This is a genomic window from Adlercreutzia muris, from assembly GCF_041223505.1.
Classification (GTDB): Bacteria; Actinomycetota; Coriobacteriia; order Coriobacteriales; family Eggerthellaceae; genus Adlercreutzia; species Adlercreutzia muris.
The window spans coordinates 14,915-31,617 of record NZ_JBCLQK010000006.1 but is presented as its reverse complement, the minus strand read 5'-3'; the positions used below and the strand labels follow the sequence as shown (position 1 = coordinate 31,617).

Below are 16,703 nucleotides of genomic sequence, written 5' to 3'. Positions count from 1 at the left end.
CGGCGCTTTCCCGAGGCCTTTGCGGCATCGGGGCCACTAGGGCCGCAAGGGGCCGCAAGAGCCGCCAAGGGCCGCACGCAGAAGGCCCGGCCGACGGGGAGGGAGCGTCGGCCGGGCACGGGAGGGCGAAACGACAGGTGGCCTACAGGCTCGCCACCAAACGGCCGGTGTAGTAGCCCGAGGTGATGGCGCGGCCGATGGAGAGGCCCTCGATGTCCATGGGATAATCCACGCCGCCGAAGAACTGGCCCGAGGCGTTGCCCACGGCGTACAGGCCGCTGATGGGTTCGAACTCCCCGTTCAGGCACTGGTGGTTGCTATCGACCACGAGGCCTCCCAGGATGGCCGGCAGCTTGTTGGAGCCGCGGGGGATGGCGTAGTAGGGGCCGCCCTCGATGGGCACGAGGTACTTGGCGGCCTTGCCGAAGTCCTCGTCGCGGCCGGCGGCGCACAGCTCGTTGTAGCGGGCCACGGTGTCGGCCAGCACGGCGGCGTCGATGTTCGTGAGCTTCCAATCGTTCTCGGCGGCGTAGGCGTTCATGGCCTCGGCCAAACCCTCGATGGTATCGGCGGTGATCCACTTCTCGGGGTTCACCTTGTTGTCGCCGTTGTACTGGGAGATGTCGTAGGGGCTGGCGGCCTTCCACTCCTCGTAGAAACTCTCCCAGTTCGCGGGCACCAGGCTGAAGAACTTCGCTGCCGTGGAGTCGGTGAAGCCAGCCTTCGCCAAATACGGGCGGGCGAAGTTGTTCATGTAGCCCATGCGGCAGCAGGTCTCGTCCATGAAGCGGTTGCCCTCCTGGTCGACGAAGAGGAAGGGCATCTCCAGGCGCACGGCCGCCGGCTCGTCGTGGATCATCTTGGTGTGGGTGTGCGGCGTCATGATGGCCCCGGCGTTCATGCCGGCCACAAGCGCGCTGCCGTCGCGGAAGTCGGTGAACAGCGAGAAGCCCTTGGTATCCGGCGCGTAGTAATCGAGCATCTCCTGGTTGGAGGAGTAGTCGCCGCAGGCCAGAATAACGCCCTTGGTCGCCGTGAACAGGTGGTGCGCCCCGTCGGCATCCTCGCAGATGGCGCCCGTGACCGCGCCAGACTCGTCAGTGGCCAGCTGCTTGCAGGGCATGTTGTAGAAGAACTCGGCGCCGGCGGCGGCCAGGTTCTCGGCGATCACCGTGGCGGCGGCGTTGTGGTTGCCCTCCACGTGGAAGTAGGTGTTGGCGTGCAGGTGGATGTCGTAGCCGTTGTAGGAGAGCACCGCGTCGTGGGGCTTGCTTTCCACGCCGCCCTTCGCCGCCTCCTCGGCCCACCAGGCGAGAGCCTCCTGGGAGTTGTGAGCCCAGATGTTCACGAGGCCGCGGTTGGAGCGGTAGTCGCTCTTCCAATTGATGAAGCTCACGCAGGCCTGGACGGCGGCCTCGTCGGTCTGGGTGAGGTCGATGGAGGCGGCCATGTTACCGGTGGTCTGGGCGGCGTTGATGTTCTGCACGCAGGCCACGCGCGCGCCGGCCTCGAGCGCGGTGTGCACGGCGGACAGGCCCGACTCGCCGGCGCCGACCACGACGACGTCGTACTCGTGGGTCTCGGCGAATTCGGTGATGGGCTCCTGCGGCGCGAGGAACGCGGGGCCAGCAGAGGCGCCCGTGTCGGCCAGGCCCTTCTCGGCAGCGGCCTCGGCGACGGTCTTGGGCTGGCCGCAGCCGGCGAGCGTGCTGGCGCCGGCCACGCCGAGCGCGGCCAGGCCGCCGAACTTGAACAGATCGCGACGAGTAACGGTGGTGGTCATGGTGAACTCCCTCTCTTTCCGTTGCGCGGGACGCCTCTCATGCGCCCTCGTGCCTCTCCTTGCGCCGGGCGCTCCTTCGCGCCCTGCGCTTTGTCGGGCGCCGCGCGCCCTCCTTGACAGATGCCGTCCGGGGAACCACGACCGCGGCCTTCACCGCCGCTCTCGCACTCGGGCAGCCTTCCAGCTGCCGCCCGAGTACGGCACCCCGCGACAACCTTCAACTGGTGTGCGGGCTCGGCGCCCCGTGACGATCCCCACTATGGACGCCGCCGCGCCATCGCGCATCGGAAAGCGAGCGAGAAAAAGATTATTCTCGTAATCTTTTCCCTAATCCTTTACTCTGAACTGGGAAAACTATTTTCTTGAAAAGCACCTAGCGAGGCTGCTCTTTGAGACAGTAATCCTCCAACGACCAGCCCATGCGGAACAGGAGAGCTTGCTGATTTGTGAATTCCTTGCTTTGGGGGGCGAAATCTTTTGCCCCGCCGGCGATAGCACTGCTCGGCAACACGCCGCATCTCGCCCGAGCTGCCAATCTGCCCCGCCTCCAGCGCCAGGCGCTTCTGGGCGTCTCTCGTCAACTGTGAAGAGCTGGTGTGCTCGGCCGTTGAGTCGTACTCGATCGCAAGGCGAGCATCAGCAAAGAGGATATCAGGGACGAGCGTGGTGCGGCGTGCTATCTGCTGAGCCTTGTGGCTCGACCGCAACCGCCGGTTTACCGCAAGGTCTGAGAGCTGAAAGCCGCCATAGCGGTAAGGCAGCCCAAACACCATGGCGAGAAACGCCTCTGGGGGAGAGGCCGCACCTTCCGTAACCCACGGGAGCGCCCGACGAGCCTCCTTCACGCCCTTGATTCCGGGGTTGGCGCGAAGGAACGCTTCAATGCGCCGCTTCGAGGCAAGGGGCTCGCGTTGCCCAAGCTCGCCGCCCTTCCCGGCGTCGAGGTAGAAACGCCCACAAAGCACATTGCCCGCCCGAACGAGTTCGTGAAAGGAGAGCGACTGCGCAAGCTGCACGAAGCACAGCTCGGGACAGGAGACGAACACGCCGCTTTCCACGCGGCAGAAGTCCTTTCCCTTCGGCATGCGAACCATGAGATGGCAGATCGCTTCCGACAACGGCCTTTTGGTATGAGACGTCGTAGAGACATGATGCGGCCGGGGCAGGAACGGGAAGATTCCTTCCAAATGGCGCAGTGCTTCAAGGACGGGCTCGCAATTCTTCAGAATTTTCGCCGACACCTTGCACGAGGCATCGGGCGCCGACGGCGCGCAAAGCCAGTAGGAGAAAGCCGATATGCCAAAGAGGATCAACCGCATTCGCGGCATTCTAAGACCTCTGCTCGCCACGTGTTCTCGGAATAACGCGATACATGAAATATCCTCTGCTGAAAGCAAATGTATCATCTTTTGCCGAGCGAGTGCCCTGCTGCCGGCACAGAGCCCCCGCGTCGCCCATACGCCACCTTCTCCGCGCAAAGCTGGCATGATGGCTTGAAAATGACGAAAGATCGGAATGCAGAAGAAAATCAGCGCTTCAATCGCCTGAAATGGCTTGAAAAACACGAAAGATCAGCAGTCGACGCCCATAAAAGGACGATTACGCCTCGATTCGCGAAGTTTTCCCAGGTAGCGTATTACAACGAAACGCGTTTTTCGCCTCCGACGCCGATGTTTCGTGATTTTCAAGCCATTTCAGCAAGCAGCGTCCGCAGTTTTGCGCGCCAACGCAAGCAAGAGGTCGAGATGCCCCGCGCGGTGGGGGAAGGGACCCGCGGATTTGCACACAACGCGACATCGCCGAAGGAGGGCGGTCGCCTCGCCGAAGGACGGCCGTCCCTAAAATCGCATTTTGCAAGCCAGACAAAGGGAAACAGGGAACCGCTCGACATGAACAGGCGAGCTGCAAACGCGTTTAATGCAAGAACATGGCGTCGCCGAAGGAGAGGAGGCGGTAGCGCTCGTCGATGGCGTGCTGGTAGGCGGCCAGGATGTTCTCGCGGGTGCTGAAGGCGGAGACGAGCATCATGAGCGTGGAGCGCGGCACGTGGAAGTTGGTGATGAGGGCGTCCACCACGTGGAACTCGTAGCCCGGCAGGATGTAGAGGCTCGTGGCCTCACGATCGCGGGCGGCAAGAGCGCCCCGGCCGTCGTCGGCCTCGGGATCCCAAGCGCTTTCCAAGCTGCGGACGCTCGTCGTGCCCACGGCGATGACGCGGCCGCCCGCGGCGTGGGTCGCGTTCACGGCATCCACGGTGGCCTGGGGCACCGTGTAGAACTCGGTGTGAATGTGGTGCTTCTCCGGATCGTCCTCGTCCACCACGCGGAAAGTGTCCAGACCCACCTCCAGCTCCACCGTGGCCCAGCCGATGCCGCGCTCGCGCAAACGCTCGATGAGCTCGGGCGTGAAGTGCAGTCCGGCTGTGGGAGCGGCCGCCGAGCTTTCCCGGCGCGAGTACACCGTCTGGTACAGCTCCTCGTCGCCGGCGTAGTCGCGTATGTAGGGAGGCAGCGGCGTGTGCCCCACAGCATGCAGGGCCTCGTCAAGCGACGGCAGCGTCGTGGAAAGCCGCGCGACGCGTTCGCCGCGCTGGCCGTCCCGGGCCCAATCGATGATCTCGGCGGAGAGCGCCACCTCACCTGCAGCATCGGTGAAATCCACCACGGCCCCGGCGCCCGGCTTCAGGCGCTTGCCCGGCCGCACGAGCACCTCCCAGAAGGCCACGCGGTTCGTCCGCGGCTCGGGGCCTCCGCACTCGCGCAGCAGAAACACCTCGGCCGCCCCGCCCGTGCCCCGCTTGGCGCCGAGCAGGCGCGCCGGCATGACCCGCGTCTCGTTGGCCACGAGCAGGTCGCCCGGCCGCAGGTACTCGATGATGTCCTTGAAGATGCGATCTTCCACTTCCCCGCTTTTGCGGTCCATCACGAGCAGCCGGCACTCGTCGCGCACGGCCGCCGGCTCCTGAGCGATAAGCTCTTCGGGCAAGTTGTAGTCGAAATCATCGGTTCTCATGAAAAGCGCTCCTTTGAATGCATGCAGGCGCTATACTACCATGACCCAACTCAACTCGCGGGGGCCGGAGGCCGAGGGGGTGCTCGCAGCCCGCTGATCGCTTTATCCCCCTCCGAACGCGATAAAAGAATCAGCGAAGATGACGCACATAGGCGGGTACCATCCCGGCATCGCTGCTGCTGAAGTGGAAGCTGATTCTTGACGATCGCGTTCTCCGGGGGGCGATCAGAGGTCTGTGAGCACCCCCTCGGCCTCCGGCTCTACCGGTATTTCACGGATAGAAGGAACGATTTTGGCACTATTCGATTGCACATGCGACGCTACCAGCGGGCACGCCCGCGCGCTCACCTACACCACCGCCCACGGCGATTTCCACACCCCGATGTTCATGCCCGTGGGCACCTCCGCCACGGTAAAGGGGGTCACCACCGACCAGCTGCGCGAGCTCGGCAGCCAGGTGGTGCTCGCGAACACCTATCACTTGGCCATGCGCCCCGGCGCGGAGCTGGTGGCCGAGGCCGGGGGCATCCACCGCTTCATGAACTACGACGGCCCCATGCTCACCGACTCCGGCGGCTTCCAAGTATTCAGCCTCGCCGACACCGTGAAGCTCTCCGACGACGGGGTCACGTTCCAGTCCATCTACGACGGCAGCAAGATCCACTGGACGCCCGAGGAGAACATGCGCATCCAGGAGCTCATCGGTGCCGACATCGCCATGCAGCTGGACCAGTGCGCTCCCTACCCCGCCACCCGCGAGTTCGTGGCGCGCGCCGTGGACTACTCCAGCGCTTGGGCGCGTCGCTGCCTGGCGGCCCATACGCGCCCCGACCAGACGCTCTTCGGCATCGTGCAGGGCGGCATGCACCTGGATTTGCGCTTGGAAAGCGTGCGGCGGCTGCGCGAGATTGAAGAGGAGTCGCTGACTGCGGGCGGTCGGCGCTTCGGCGGCTACGGCATCGGCGGCTACTCCGTGGGCGAGGACCACGAGGTGATGTTCGAGACCCTGGGAGAGGTGGCCCGCGCCTGCCCGGACGACCGGCCGCGCTACCTCATGGGTGTGGGCAACCCCACCACGCTCGTGCGCGCGGTGCGCGAGGGCGTCGACATGTTCGACTGCGTGCTGCCCACCCGCACGGCCCGCATGGGCACGGCGTTCTCCAGCGCCGGCCGCATGAATATGCGCAACGCCAAGTACGCCCGCGACTTCACGCCGCTCGACCCCGCCTGCGACTGCCCCACCTGTCGCAACCACACGCGCGCCTACATCCGGCACCTCGTAAAGCAGAACGAGATGCTCGGCGCCATCCTGCTGTCGGTGCACAACCTGCACTTCCTGCTGGATCTCATGCGCCGCGCGCGGGAAGCCGTGCTCGCCGACGCCTACGAGGAGTTCTTCGAGCAGTGGATGGAAAGCGACGCGGCGGCGGACTACTAGGAAGCGACGCAAGTTTTCTGCATCTGACTTCGGCAAACGTTATTGACCGGCGTCAATATCACATCTGGGCTCGGTAGTGGTGACGATTCGTCAAAATTCAGATTACAGCTTGTTGACAAGTGGCTACGAAACGTAAACGGCTAGGCCCGTGCGCTGACAGCTTCGTGACGTGGGACTACACTGTGCAGCAGAATTACCAACGCGACTGCCGTCCGAAGAAGAGGAGAGAGGGGCGCGGGCGCCGGAATATGCACGGGAAAGGAGCGATCATGACCGATCAGATCGCAGACAAGCTTCGTCCCTTCGGCATCGATTACGTGGACGCCATGGATCGCTTCGGCGACAATGCCGAGCTGTACGAACGCCTGGCGCTGAAGTATTTGGACGACGGTCATCTGGTGGCGCTTCAGGCCGCCATGGAGGCCAAGGATTACTCGGAGGGCTACAGCCAGGCCCACGCGCTGAAGGGCGTGGCGGGGAACCTCTCGTTCAAGGATCTCTACGAGTGCGCGGCGCTCGTCTCCGATGCGCTGTACGCCGGCGAGTACGAGGCGGCCGCCAAGCACCTCCCCGAAGTGGAGCGCGCCCACAAGCTGGTTATCGAGGGTTTGGAAGACTGGCGCGACGGCACGCTGTAGGCGCCCGACGCAACCTCCTGCGAGCTAAACCCCGGCGATGGAAGTCGCCGGGGTTTTTCTAGTTTGGAGCATGAAGCGAGTGCGGCACCCTCCGTAGGGGGCGACCTTGGTCGCCCCTCACCGCAAGTGAGACTCCCCCGCTTGGGAGGGCCGACCAAGGTCGGCCCCTACAGATACGGCGCGGCCAATCCGTCCTTAGTTGTCCTTGAAGCCGGCTTGGTCGACGTGGCCGGAATAGTCGCGCGGGGAGCAGGCGTTGGTGGCGGCGCCAAGATCCTCGTCGCTGGCCTGGGGCTCGGGGATTTCCACAGACTCGTCGGCGGGGTCGAGCCCCGCGTCTACCCGCTGCATCATGGCGCGCCACTCGTCGTACATCGTGCCGACGTAGCTGATGCCGCCCTCGCCGAAGGAGTAGCTGGGGCAGGCGGCCGAGTACACCGTGGCGCCCGTGTCTTTCAGGACGAGGGCCGTATCGACCAGCTCGGCCACGGTATAGTCGGTGGTCACGCAGGAGGCGAGCGAGCCCACCAGGGAGGGCAGCCCCGTCGGCGGGGAGGCGAGAACCTCATCGGCGATGGCGGAGATGATGGCCCGCTGGGCGGCGGCGCGGCTGAAGTCGCCGGAGGAGACGGCGTAACGCTCGCGAGCAAAGGCGAGGGCCTCTTCCCCGGAGAGCGTCTGGGTGCCGGCCGCCAGCGTGATGCCGCTCGTGTCAGAAGTGAAGCCCTCGGGGACGTCCACGGTGACGCCGCCGAGACGATCCACCAGCTCCACCAACTGCTCGAAGCGCAGCTCGACGTAATGGGTGATGGGGACGCCGGCGAAGGCCGACAGCGCCCGCACGGCGCCGGCCGGGCCGCCGAAGGCCAGAGCGGCATTGATCTTCTGGGTGCCGTGGCCCTCGATTTCCACCATCATGTCGCGGGGCACCGAAACGAGGTGAACTACGCCCGTCTCGGTGTCGACGCGCGCGAGCATGGTGACATCCGAGCGGGCGATAGTCTCGTTCGGACGCGCATCGCAGCCGAGAATGGCCACGTAGTAGGCGGAAGAGGCTGGCTCGTCGGCTTCCGCAGCCGCCGCCTCGGATGCGGCAACTTTGGGCTTCGGCGGCTGCAGCGCCTCGGCGAGGTCGTCCTTTTGGGCGGCGTCCATGCCGCCGCTGAGGGCCAAGTCGAGGGTGTGCAGGTACAGCGCCGCTGCGCAGCCGATGGAGAGCGCCGCCACAACAACGCCGATCGCCGCGGCCAGCGCGATCTTCTTCCGCGTCCATCGAACCGGGACGTACTCCTCGGGGCCGTCCTCCTCTTCGATCGGTCTCCCCCGCTCCCCCACCGCCAACGTCTCGTCCATAGAGTCTCCTTGAGCACGCTCAGCCTAATTGACACATCGACGAACAATTATAGCGCGCAGGGAGAGACTCGAGCCTCAACGAACGGAGATCAAGCCGTCAGGCCTCGGAAGCCTCCGTAGGGGGCGACCTTGGTCGCCCCTCACCGCAAGCGAGACTCCCCCACTCGGGAGGGCCGACCGAGATCGACCCCTACGGTGGGCTTATAGACTCGCTGCAGATCCACGCAAGGAAGATGAGCGGCGCCTTCTACAGCTCCACGCGCTCGAACATCTCGCGGGGGGCGCCGCAGATGGGGCACATGTAGCCCTCGGGCAGGCCGTCCGGGTAGCCCTCCTCGATGTAGCCGCAGATGGTGCAGCGCCAGGCGATCTTCTTGCCGGCCTCGGGCGCGCCGGCGGCCGTCTCGGTGACGCCGGGGACCGCCGCCTCGTCGCCGTTGTTGTAGGTGGCGGCCTTGGGCGGGGTCTTGCCGCCCTTCACGGCGTGGTAGTAGGCGTAGGTGAGCGGGTCGCCGGCAGCGAGCACCTCGGCCTCTTCCACGACGCCCACGAACAGGTAGTGGCTGCCCACATCGATGGTCTCGGTGACGGAGACGGAGAAGCGCGCCAGGCCGTGCTCGGTCACGTAGGGCACCTCCGTACCGTCGACGGCGTGCTCGCAGGCGGCGAACTTGTCAGTGTCAGCGGAGGTGTGGAAGCCGAAGGTGCCGATGAGCTCCATGGGCGTGTCCTCGGCGAGCACCGTGGCGGCGAAACGGCCCGACTCCAAGATGGCGGCGGTGGTGGCGTTCTCCTTGTTCAGCGACACCGACAGCGTGGCCGGATCGCTCGCTACCTGCACGAGCGTGTTCACCACGCAGCCACAGCGCGCATCGCCCGCCTTGGCCGTGATGAGGTAGAGCCCCGAAGACAGGGAGCGGAATGCCTTGCGATCGATCATGAAACGTCCTTTCTGCAAGCCCGAGGACTGAACCCGAAGGCCATCCCGAGGGCATTGGATACGATGACTCGCTCGATTATACTTCGTCACGCCGGCAAAACCGCCCAAGGAGACCTATGCGTAACTCAAATATCGAACTTCTGCGCATCGTGAGCATGGTACTCATCGCCATGTTCCATTTCAGCGTGCACGGCGCGTGGCCGGAAGGTGGCCCACTTGCCTCCGACACCGCCGTAGAGATGCTGAGCTTCGGAGGAAAGATCGGCGTGAACTGCTTCGTGCTCATCACGGGGTATTTCATGGCGCACGGGCGTCTGAAGGTGCAGTCGCTGCTGCGCGTGGTGCTGCAGACGCGGTTCTACTCATTCGCAATTCTTGCGATATTCGCCATCGCCCAGCCCGACCTCATCACGCCCGAGCGGCTGCGCAAGGCCGTGACACCCGTCACCTCGGGAGAATACTGGTTCATCACGTGCTATCTGGCGCTCATGGCGGCGAGCCCGTTCCTCAACGTTCTGTACCGGAATCTGGGCGACAGCGGACGCAGAAGCCTCATGGCCATCGGCTTCGTAGTGCTATCCGCCATCCCGACGATCACCACCTACAATCCCATCGGCAGCGATCTGGCGTGGTTCTTCTACCTGTACCTCATGGGCGGCTGGCTGCGCGACCGCCCGCTGTGGACGCGTCGCGGCAATGCCTGCGCTCTCGCGGGCGGCGTGCTGTTCGTATGGGCTTCGATGGCCGCGATCGGCTGGGCGCAGCGCGCCTTCGGGTTCGACTACGTGCTGCCCGACTACTTCATCTGGCAGTTCATGGTGCCAACCTTCGCCGCGTCGCTGGGCCTCTTTGGCCTGTTTGCCGAATGGAAAATGCCGTCTATCCGCTGGGTAAACACCGCGGCGAAAGGAGCACTCGGCGTCTACCTCATCCACGACAACCCCATCATGCGCGCGTGGCTGTGGCCGCATCTGGCATGGGCGTACGCCATGGATGCGGCCATCGACCTCGCGAGGATTCGCGTGCTGGAACGGCCCGTGATGAGGTGGGTTGAGCAGCGCTGGGGCGAGCAACTGAGCATCTCGAGCGGGTGACTCCCACAGATTGAGAAACCGCTCGTTCGGAATGCAGCCGAGGAAGCCAAGACAGAATAGAAAGCCCCCGCTTTCCCTATCCGCAATTTTTGCAGACGCGCTTCTTTCCCGATTGCGCTACCGTGCCGCTCTTGATGTTCGTGGAGCGTTTAAGCGAGACACAGTCCTTCGTCGTGTGGTAGACCTCTCCGTCGGCGACCCAGTACACCACAGCTTTTGAGCCCGTAACGCTTTGCGCCACGGTACCATCAGTCTTATAGGTTACTGGATCGAAGTAATAGCGCTTACCGCCAATGGTCTGCCAGCCGGTAAGGGCCTTGCCGTTGGCGTCGAAGTAGCTACGCTTCTTGTCGGTGCTCCAAATGAGCCAACCGGTGTGCATCTGCGAGGCGGCGTTGAAGTAGTAGAACGAGCCGCCGATCCTTTGCTCCCACCGCAGGGAGCGGGCGGTGGCCGGGTCGAAGTAGTACCGCTTGCCCCACAGGGTGTGCCAGCCGGTGCGGGCCTTGCCGTCGTCGTTGAAGTAGCTCTTGGTGCCGAGCTTGGACCAGGTCACCCAGCCGGTCTGCATGACACCCGAGCCGTTGAAGTAGTACCAGTGGCCCCCGATCTTCTGCTCCCACTTCACCGGCCGCCCGTCGGCGCCGTAGTAGTAGGTCTTGCCGCCGACAGTTCTCCACACATTGCGAGGAGTTACGATATCGAAAGAGACGGTTCTGCTCCCGGAGTAATTTTTACCCGCTCCTCGAATGGTCACCGTCGCCTTTCCGACCTGAGTGTTCTCGCCATAAGATACCTGGTAGTCCGTCCCCACTTTCAACGTGCGGCCATTATGCGTTACCGTCACATTAGGGCGAATGGGAGAACCCGTATGCTCGTAAGAGGCCTTGACACCCGACACGGAAACCGCGCCTGAAGCAATTGAGGCGGGTGCAATCGTCCACTGGTAGCTCCGCGCTGTTTTATCCCCCAACTTGTCCCATGCGTAACCAGCACCAGGAGCAACCGTCGCCGTGTACGTCCCCGCATCGACGGCCTTCGTTGTTCCAGAAAGGGCATAGGACCCCACAGAGGGAACCGCCAGACCGACTTGGCTGGCGCCGTTGTAGGTCAGGTTCCGAACCACAGTCGGCGCAGATGCAAGCACCGTAAACGTATTCACAGCAAACTTGTTGTCGGCGTAATCGATACGCACGATAGCATCGGCTTGCTGGTTATCCGTCGTCCATTCAGCTTGGTTCAGCTCGTAAGCCACCAAGTTGTTGACGACATTCCGGTAGCTGTCCTGGGCCCAACCCGCGTTCGTCGGGGTTAAGGTGAAGGAGGTCTCCTTCTGATTAAGCTTCCCCAAAATCTGAGTCACAACAGGATCAGACCACTCGGCGATATCGCCTGTTTTGATAAAGTAGTTGTTCTCGAGCGAATCCGCCTCAAAACCGGCCGTCGGCCCATGATAGCCGGCGTTCGCTAACTCCATAGTTGCGTCATCGAGGCCAAACAGGAGATGTGCCTGCTGCTCCTTCGAGAGGAAGCCCGGGATATCGGCGCCCGTGAGGCTGTCTTTCACATCGTCGTGGGTCGTGTCGACGTGATATCACTTCCCGTCCATCTTCACAGCCGTCCACACATGACCGCCCCCTTCGATGCGGCCCGTTTCCATGCCTGCCGCCTCAAGGAGCTTAACGTAGGCGGCGTGATAGCCCTCGCAAGTGACCGCCATGCCCGAGAGCGCCCGATCGACGCTCATGTTCCTGAATGTGTGGTCATAGCTGACGTTGTCGATGATCCAATCATGCAGCACAAGCGCCGTCTCATAGTCGTCCACGTTTCCGTCAGGCAAGCACTCGGCAACGATTTCTCTGGCTTTTTCATTCGCATCGATGAAGCCATCGCCGGCGACTTCGACCTCGAAGGAGAACCGCATGTAGCGCGCCGTCTCCGTGTCGCGCACCACAAACTGGTATTGATAACGCCCGGCACCGACGAACTGATAGCTCAGCACATTGGAATCACGGAAAGTCTCTGCAGGAGGGAAAGTGGGGTCGTATATCCAGATATAGGGATCGTACTTGTAGATAAAGCCCTGCTGGTACTGGTAGCTGCCGGAACCCTTCGGGCCGCCATCGGCAGAAATCGTGAACTCCGTCGGCACTCCCGCCTGCGGCTTCTCGTAGGTCACCGTCGCGCTCCATCCGTCAGGATCGACGCTATGGGCACGGGCCGTCACCGTTACGACGTCATCACCGGCCAAAGAAGCAGCCTCGGCAACAGAGCCCTCCTGCTCGGTGTCGCGCATATCGCCATCAGCATCTGCCCCTATCACCTGCACCACCCGTGGGGCAGACTCTTCACCAAACGAAGTAACAGGTAGCGAGAGTTGCATCAGCAGAACGGCCATCACGCCTGCGACGATCTTTCGAAACGTTCCCTTCATCGCTCTCCTCCTCGAATTAGCGCGTTTTGTAGGTCAAAGGATCGAAATAATAGTTCTTGCCGCCGATTTTATGCCAACCGACATAGGCCTTCCCGGTCTTCGGATCGAAGTAGCTGCGCTTCTTGTCGGCGCTCCACGTGAGCCATCCGGTGTGCATCTGCGAGGCGCTGTTGAAATAGTAGAACGACCCGCCGATCCTGTTCTCCCATCTCACCGAGCGGCCGGTGGCGGGGTCGAAGTAGTAGGTCTTGCCGCCGAGGGTGTGCCAGCCGGTGCGGGCCTTGCCGTCAGCGTTGAAGTAGCTCTTGGTGCCGAGCTTTGCCCAGGTGGCCCAGCCTTCCTGCATCTCGGAGGCGGCGTTGAAGTAGTACCAGCTGCCGCCGATCCTTTGCTCCCACCTCACCGAGCGGGCGGTGGCGGGGTCGAAGTAGTAGGTCTTGCCGCCGAGGGTGTGCCAGCCAGTCCGGGCGCGGCCGTCCGCGTCGAAGTAACTCTTGGTGGCGAGCTTGGACCAGGTCACCCAGCCGGTCTGCATGACGCCGGAGCCGTCGAAGTAGTACCACGATCCGTCAATCATCTGTTCCCACTTCACCGGCTGTCCGTCGGCGCCGTAGTAGTAGGTCTTGCCTCCAGCCGTCTTCCAAATATTTCGGTCGACTTTGAAATTGACCGACTTCGTCCCCGTGAAGTTGCCCTTTCCGGAAATGGTCATCTTGGCAGTGCCGGCGTTCACGTTGTTGGCGTAGCTCACCGAGTAGTCAGTTCCCGCCACCAGCGTCGTGCCCTGCCACGTTACCTTGGGCTGAGGCGTTACCGCCTTACCTGTATAGTTCTGACTGCCGATAGCTTGAATTTGCGCCGATGAGATGTCGGCGGCATTCACCTTGAAGGACCCTTTGAGCGTGCCCCGGTAGGCCCCCACGCCCTCCACTGTCACGCTGTAGGTGCCGACCGCTTTTACCGTCGCCGGAGAGATCGTCGCACGATAGTCGCGCCCTTGTACCAGCGTGGCTCCACCGAGCGTCACGGAAACGGCCGGCGTCTGCACCTTGCCGGTATAGGCCAGAGAGGGAACCGCCAGCTTCGCATTCGCTAAACTCGCAGGCGGCTCCTCTTCGGGAACATCAGGCTCCACGCCCGGCCCCTCCGGCTGAGAGGAAGGCAATGCGGCCTCCACCGCCGCCTCGGCGTTCACCAGGCCCCAACCCGATTCGCCGTCCCTGCCTGCCGTATGCATGTCCGTGGCGGTGTCGCACAGAATGCCCTTCACCTCGGCCGACGACAAATCGGGGTCGGCAGCCTGCACCAACGCCGCCGCCGCAGCCACCACCGGAGACGCCATCGAGGTACCGCTCATGGACAGATAGCCGTTCTTCAACGTGCCCTCAAACACACCCGTGCTGAAGATGTTCTCACCGGGCGCCGCAATGTCGCACCAGTCTCCGTAGTTCGAGAACCACGAGCGCATGTAACCATCGGCCGATTCCCACGTCTTCATCGAATAGGTACTGGAGTTGCTGGGAATAGCGCCGCGCTTCGAAAGGCTGATGACGCTCAGCGTCGCATCGCAGGCGGCCGGGTACGACTTCGCCGCCGTATGATCGTTGCCCGCCGCGCAGACTTGGACAACGCCCTGTTCGTCCAGCTCGGACGTCTTCTCGTTGAGCGCCGCGATGCACGTCTCGTCGTCGGTGTAAAAACCCAGGCTCATGTTCACGACGCTGCAGCCCATATCGCGTGCCTTCGCCAGCCCGTAAAGGATATCGAGCACCGTCGCGGAGGAGAATTTGGTGCCGTCGTTGTTTTCACCAATGCAGGAGAAGATATCAATCGCCGCAATGGAGACGATCTTATTGGCGAGCGCTGTGCTTCCCCCACTCGCCACACCGAGCACGCCGCCATTACCGGCCTTGGCGCCTATGATGCCCACCACATGGGTGCCATGAGTGCTGTAGAAGGGCATTTCGTTAGTGCCGTTCAAATAGCCGTCGCCTCGGAGCGGCTTGAAGGACACCTTGCCCGCCTGCATATCGACCCAAACGACCTCGCCGCTTCGGCTCATATCGATGGAGTCCTGCAGATCGGAATGGCTGATAGACGCGCCCGTATCGAGCACGGCCACTTTCACGGGCTCAATGCTGCGCCCCGGAGCCGCCAGCAGACTCCACGCTTCCGGGGCTTTTACGGCGCTCAGATACCATTGCTGGCTAGCCAGCTCATCGCCAGTTGCCAGTGGCGATGCCGCCGACGATTGGGCGGAAGCCACCGGCTCGTCGAAGCTTTTGGCCACGTAATTGGGGAAGGCGTACTTCACGGCATCTTCGGCAGCGGCCGCTTCCACGGCGGTGTCCACCGTGATCTCGTCGGCGATGTCGACCACCGCAGCATCGCCGCTATCGAAGGGCGCCGGTTCAGGCTCTCCCTCGGCGCCGATAGCCGCGGCAACATCGGCCTGCTCTGAAACCGAGGCGTCTTCCTCGTAGATGACGACAATTTCGCCCGGAACGTAGCCAAGTTCATCGACGTCCGCCGCCCGCTCTTCGGCGGCGCGCTGAGCCTCGTCGGCGTCGGCCTGAGCCAGCACGGCCTCTGCGTCAGACGCAGGTTCCGCAGAAGGCCCTTCAGTCTCGGCCTCTCCTCCTTCAGCGCCAGTGGCAACTTGCTCGAAAGCGTGCCCATCCGGCACGCCCGAGGCCTCCAGCCCATCTGCCGCATCCAAAACCGTCTCACCAGCAGCTTGCTCATCCCCCGACGCAGCCCCATCGCTCATGGGCACCGCATCAGCGGTGACAACCCCCAAGGCGGCCGCCTGGCTGAACCCACCGCCCATCGGAGACGCCCAGGCAAGAGTAAACGCAAGCAAGACGGAAAGCGTCGCCCCGAGGGCCTTCTGCCACTTGCGGAAATCGGCGTTTTTCATAAGATCCCGCTCTCTATACACGCCCCAGAAGAACAACGGGGCGACTTCTCTCGTCGCCCCGCATTTTACTTTATTTACGCCTGATTGAGAATCGTCAACGACCAGGAAGCAGCGCCCCCTCCTTCGCCAATCGCCTAGCGGCTAGTAAATCACCACCCGCGTACCAGCGTTGATATGCTGGTATATCCATTTCGCCGACGAGTAAGACATTCTGATGCACCCGTGGGACAGGCTCTTTCCAAGCTCGTTGTTCGAGGCGAGAATCGTATGGAAGAAGTAGCCTCCCGTTATCTGCGTGCAATACTTTGCACGGCTATCGGTGCTCAGCGAAGAGCGCTTGCCTCCGGTGGTCTTGAACGAACCCGTTATAGTAGGAGTACTCGGTGCGCCCGTCACGCAATCCCAATAGGCAGTCATTTCCCAGCGGCCCGAACGCTTATAGAAGACGCCGACCTTATGAGTGCTTCTATTTACCATAATGAGATAGTTCGTAGAACTCGAGTAGCTCTGAGCCTTCTTTTCCATCACGTACTCATCGTAAGGCCGAGTAATTGGCGCCGTGGTCGTGCGACCGTTCTTATCGAACGTGTACTTATAGCCGCCGATGGTCTGCGTACCACTTAAGCGCACACCGTCGCCGTCATAGTAGGACCACTGCTGCTTGCCGTTCCACTTCAGCCATCCGATATGCATCTGGGAAGCGCCATTGAAGTAGTACCAGCGATTCGCGATTTTCTGCTCCCAGCGGACGGACTTGCCGTCGGAGGGCTTGAAGTAGTACCACTTCCCAGAGATCTTCTGCCAGCCAGTCAGCTGCTTGCCGTTGCTGCCGTAGTAGCTCTTCAGGCCGTCGGCCCTCCAGGTGAGCAGCCCCGTGTGCATCTGCGAGGCGCTGTTGAAGTAGTAGTTCGCGCCGCCGATCCTCTGCTCCCAGCGGACGGACTTGCCCGTGGAGGGGCTGAAGTAGTAGGTCTTGCCGCCCACCGTGCGCCAACCGGTCAGCCGCTTGCCGTCGCTGCCGTAGTAGCTCTTCAGGCCGTCGGCCCTCCAGGTGAGCAGCCCCGTGTGCATCTGCGAGGCGCTGTTGAAGT

At 62.8% G+C, this 16,703-nt stretch carries 12 protein-coding genes; 3 read left to right on the top strand and 9 right to left on the bottom strand.

Annotation, left to right across the window (positions count from 1 at the left end; genetic code table 11):
* Positions 1-142: 142 nt before the first annotated feature.
* From AAK988_RS06700 to queA, 3 genes are all read right to left on the bottom strand, one after another.
* Entirely contained in the window at positions 143-1,783 is a 1,641-nt protein-coding gene (locus tag AAK988_RS06700) for an FAD-dependent oxidoreductase (RefSeq protein WP_369872590.1), read from the bottom strand.
* A gap of 335 nt (positions 1,784-2,118) precedes the next feature.
* Positions 2,119-3,348 carry a hypothetical protein gene (locus tag AAK988_RS06695; RefSeq protein ID WP_369872591.1) on the bottom strand — a complete coding sequence of 410 codons (1,230 nt, stop codon included), beginning with the start codon at positions 3,346-3,348 and terminating at the stop codon, positions 2,119-2,121.
* Between the two features lie 349 nt (positions 3,349-3,697).
* Positions 3,698-4,795, bottom strand: coding sequence for a tRNA preQ1(34) S-adenosylmethionine ribosyltransferase-isomerase QueA (queA, locus tag AAK988_RS06690; protein WP_369872592.1), 1,098 nt, complete (start codon positions 4,793-4,795; stop codon positions 3,698-3,700).
* Between the two features lie 292 nt (positions 4,796-5,087).
* Here queA and tgt point away from each other — a divergent pair, with 292 nt between their 5' ends.
* Both tgt and AAK988_RS06680 read left to right on the top strand, forming a co-directional pair.
* Positions 5,088-6,233, top strand: coding sequence for a tRNA guanosine(34) transglycosylase Tgt (gene tgt, locus AAK988_RS06685; RefSeq protein ID WP_369872593.1), 1,146 nt, complete (start codon positions 5,088-5,090; stop codon positions 6,231-6,233).
* 269 nt (positions 6,234-6,502) lie between these two features.
* On the top strand, positions 6,503-6,871 hold the full coding sequence (locus tag AAK988_RS06680; protein WP_369872594.1) for an Hpt domain-containing protein: 369 nt from the start codon (positions 6,503-6,505) through the stop codon (positions 6,869-6,871).
* A 195-nt stretch (positions 6,872-7,066) separates the two neighbouring features.
* On the opposite strand, the gene AAK988_RS06675 is transcribed toward AAK988_RS06680, so the two are convergent.
* Both AAK988_RS06675 and AAK988_RS06670 read right to left on the bottom strand, forming a co-directional pair.
* On the bottom strand, positions 7,067-8,224 hold the full coding sequence (locus tag AAK988_RS06675) for an LCP family protein (protein WP_369880532.1): 1,158 nt from the start codon (positions 8,222-8,224) through the stop codon (positions 7,067-7,069).
* A 247-nt stretch (positions 8,225-8,471) separates the two neighbouring features.
* On the bottom strand, positions 8,472-9,164 hold the full coding sequence (locus tag AAK988_RS06670; protein ID WP_369872596.1) for a flavin reductase: 693 nt from the start codon (positions 9,162-9,164) through the stop codon (positions 8,472-8,474).
* 116 nt (positions 9,165-9,280) lie between these two features.
* On the opposite strand from AAK988_RS06670, the gene AAK988_RS06665 reads away from it, so the two are divergent.
* Positions 9,281-10,258, top strand: a complete 978-nt coding sequence (locus AAK988_RS06665; protein WP_369872597.1) for an acyltransferase — start codon at positions 9,281-9,283, stop codon at positions 10,256-10,258.
* A gap of 76 nt (positions 10,259-10,334) precedes the next feature.
* On the opposite strand, the gene AAK988_RS06660 is transcribed toward AAK988_RS06665, so the two are convergent.
* The 4 genes from AAK988_RS06660 to AAK988_RS06645 all read right to left on the bottom strand — a co-directional run.
* On the bottom strand, positions 10,335-11,825 hold the full coding sequence (locus AAK988_RS06660) for an N-acetylmuramoyl-L-alanine amidase family protein (protein ID WP_369872598.1): 1,491 nt from the start codon (positions 11,823-11,825) through the stop codon (positions 10,335-10,337).
* A 27-nt stretch (positions 11,826-11,852) separates the two neighbouring features.
* On the bottom strand, positions 11,853-12,692 hold the full coding sequence (locus tag AAK988_RS06655) for a transglutaminase domain-containing protein (RefSeq protein ID WP_369872599.1): 840 nt from the start codon (positions 12,690-12,692) through the stop codon (positions 11,853-11,855).
* Between the two features lie 16 nt (positions 12,693-12,708).
* Positions 12,709-15,612: a S8 family serine peptidase gene (locus AAK988_RS06650; protein WP_369872600.1), complete on the bottom strand. Its 2,904-nt coding sequence runs from the start codon at positions 15,610-15,612 to the stop codon at positions 12,709-12,711.
* A 141-nt stretch (positions 15,613-15,753) separates the two neighbouring features.
* Positions 15,754-16,703 (bottom strand): L,D-transpeptidase family protein (locus AAK988_RS06645; RefSeq protein ID WP_369880531.1); only part of this gene is annotated, 950 nt, incomplete at its 5' end.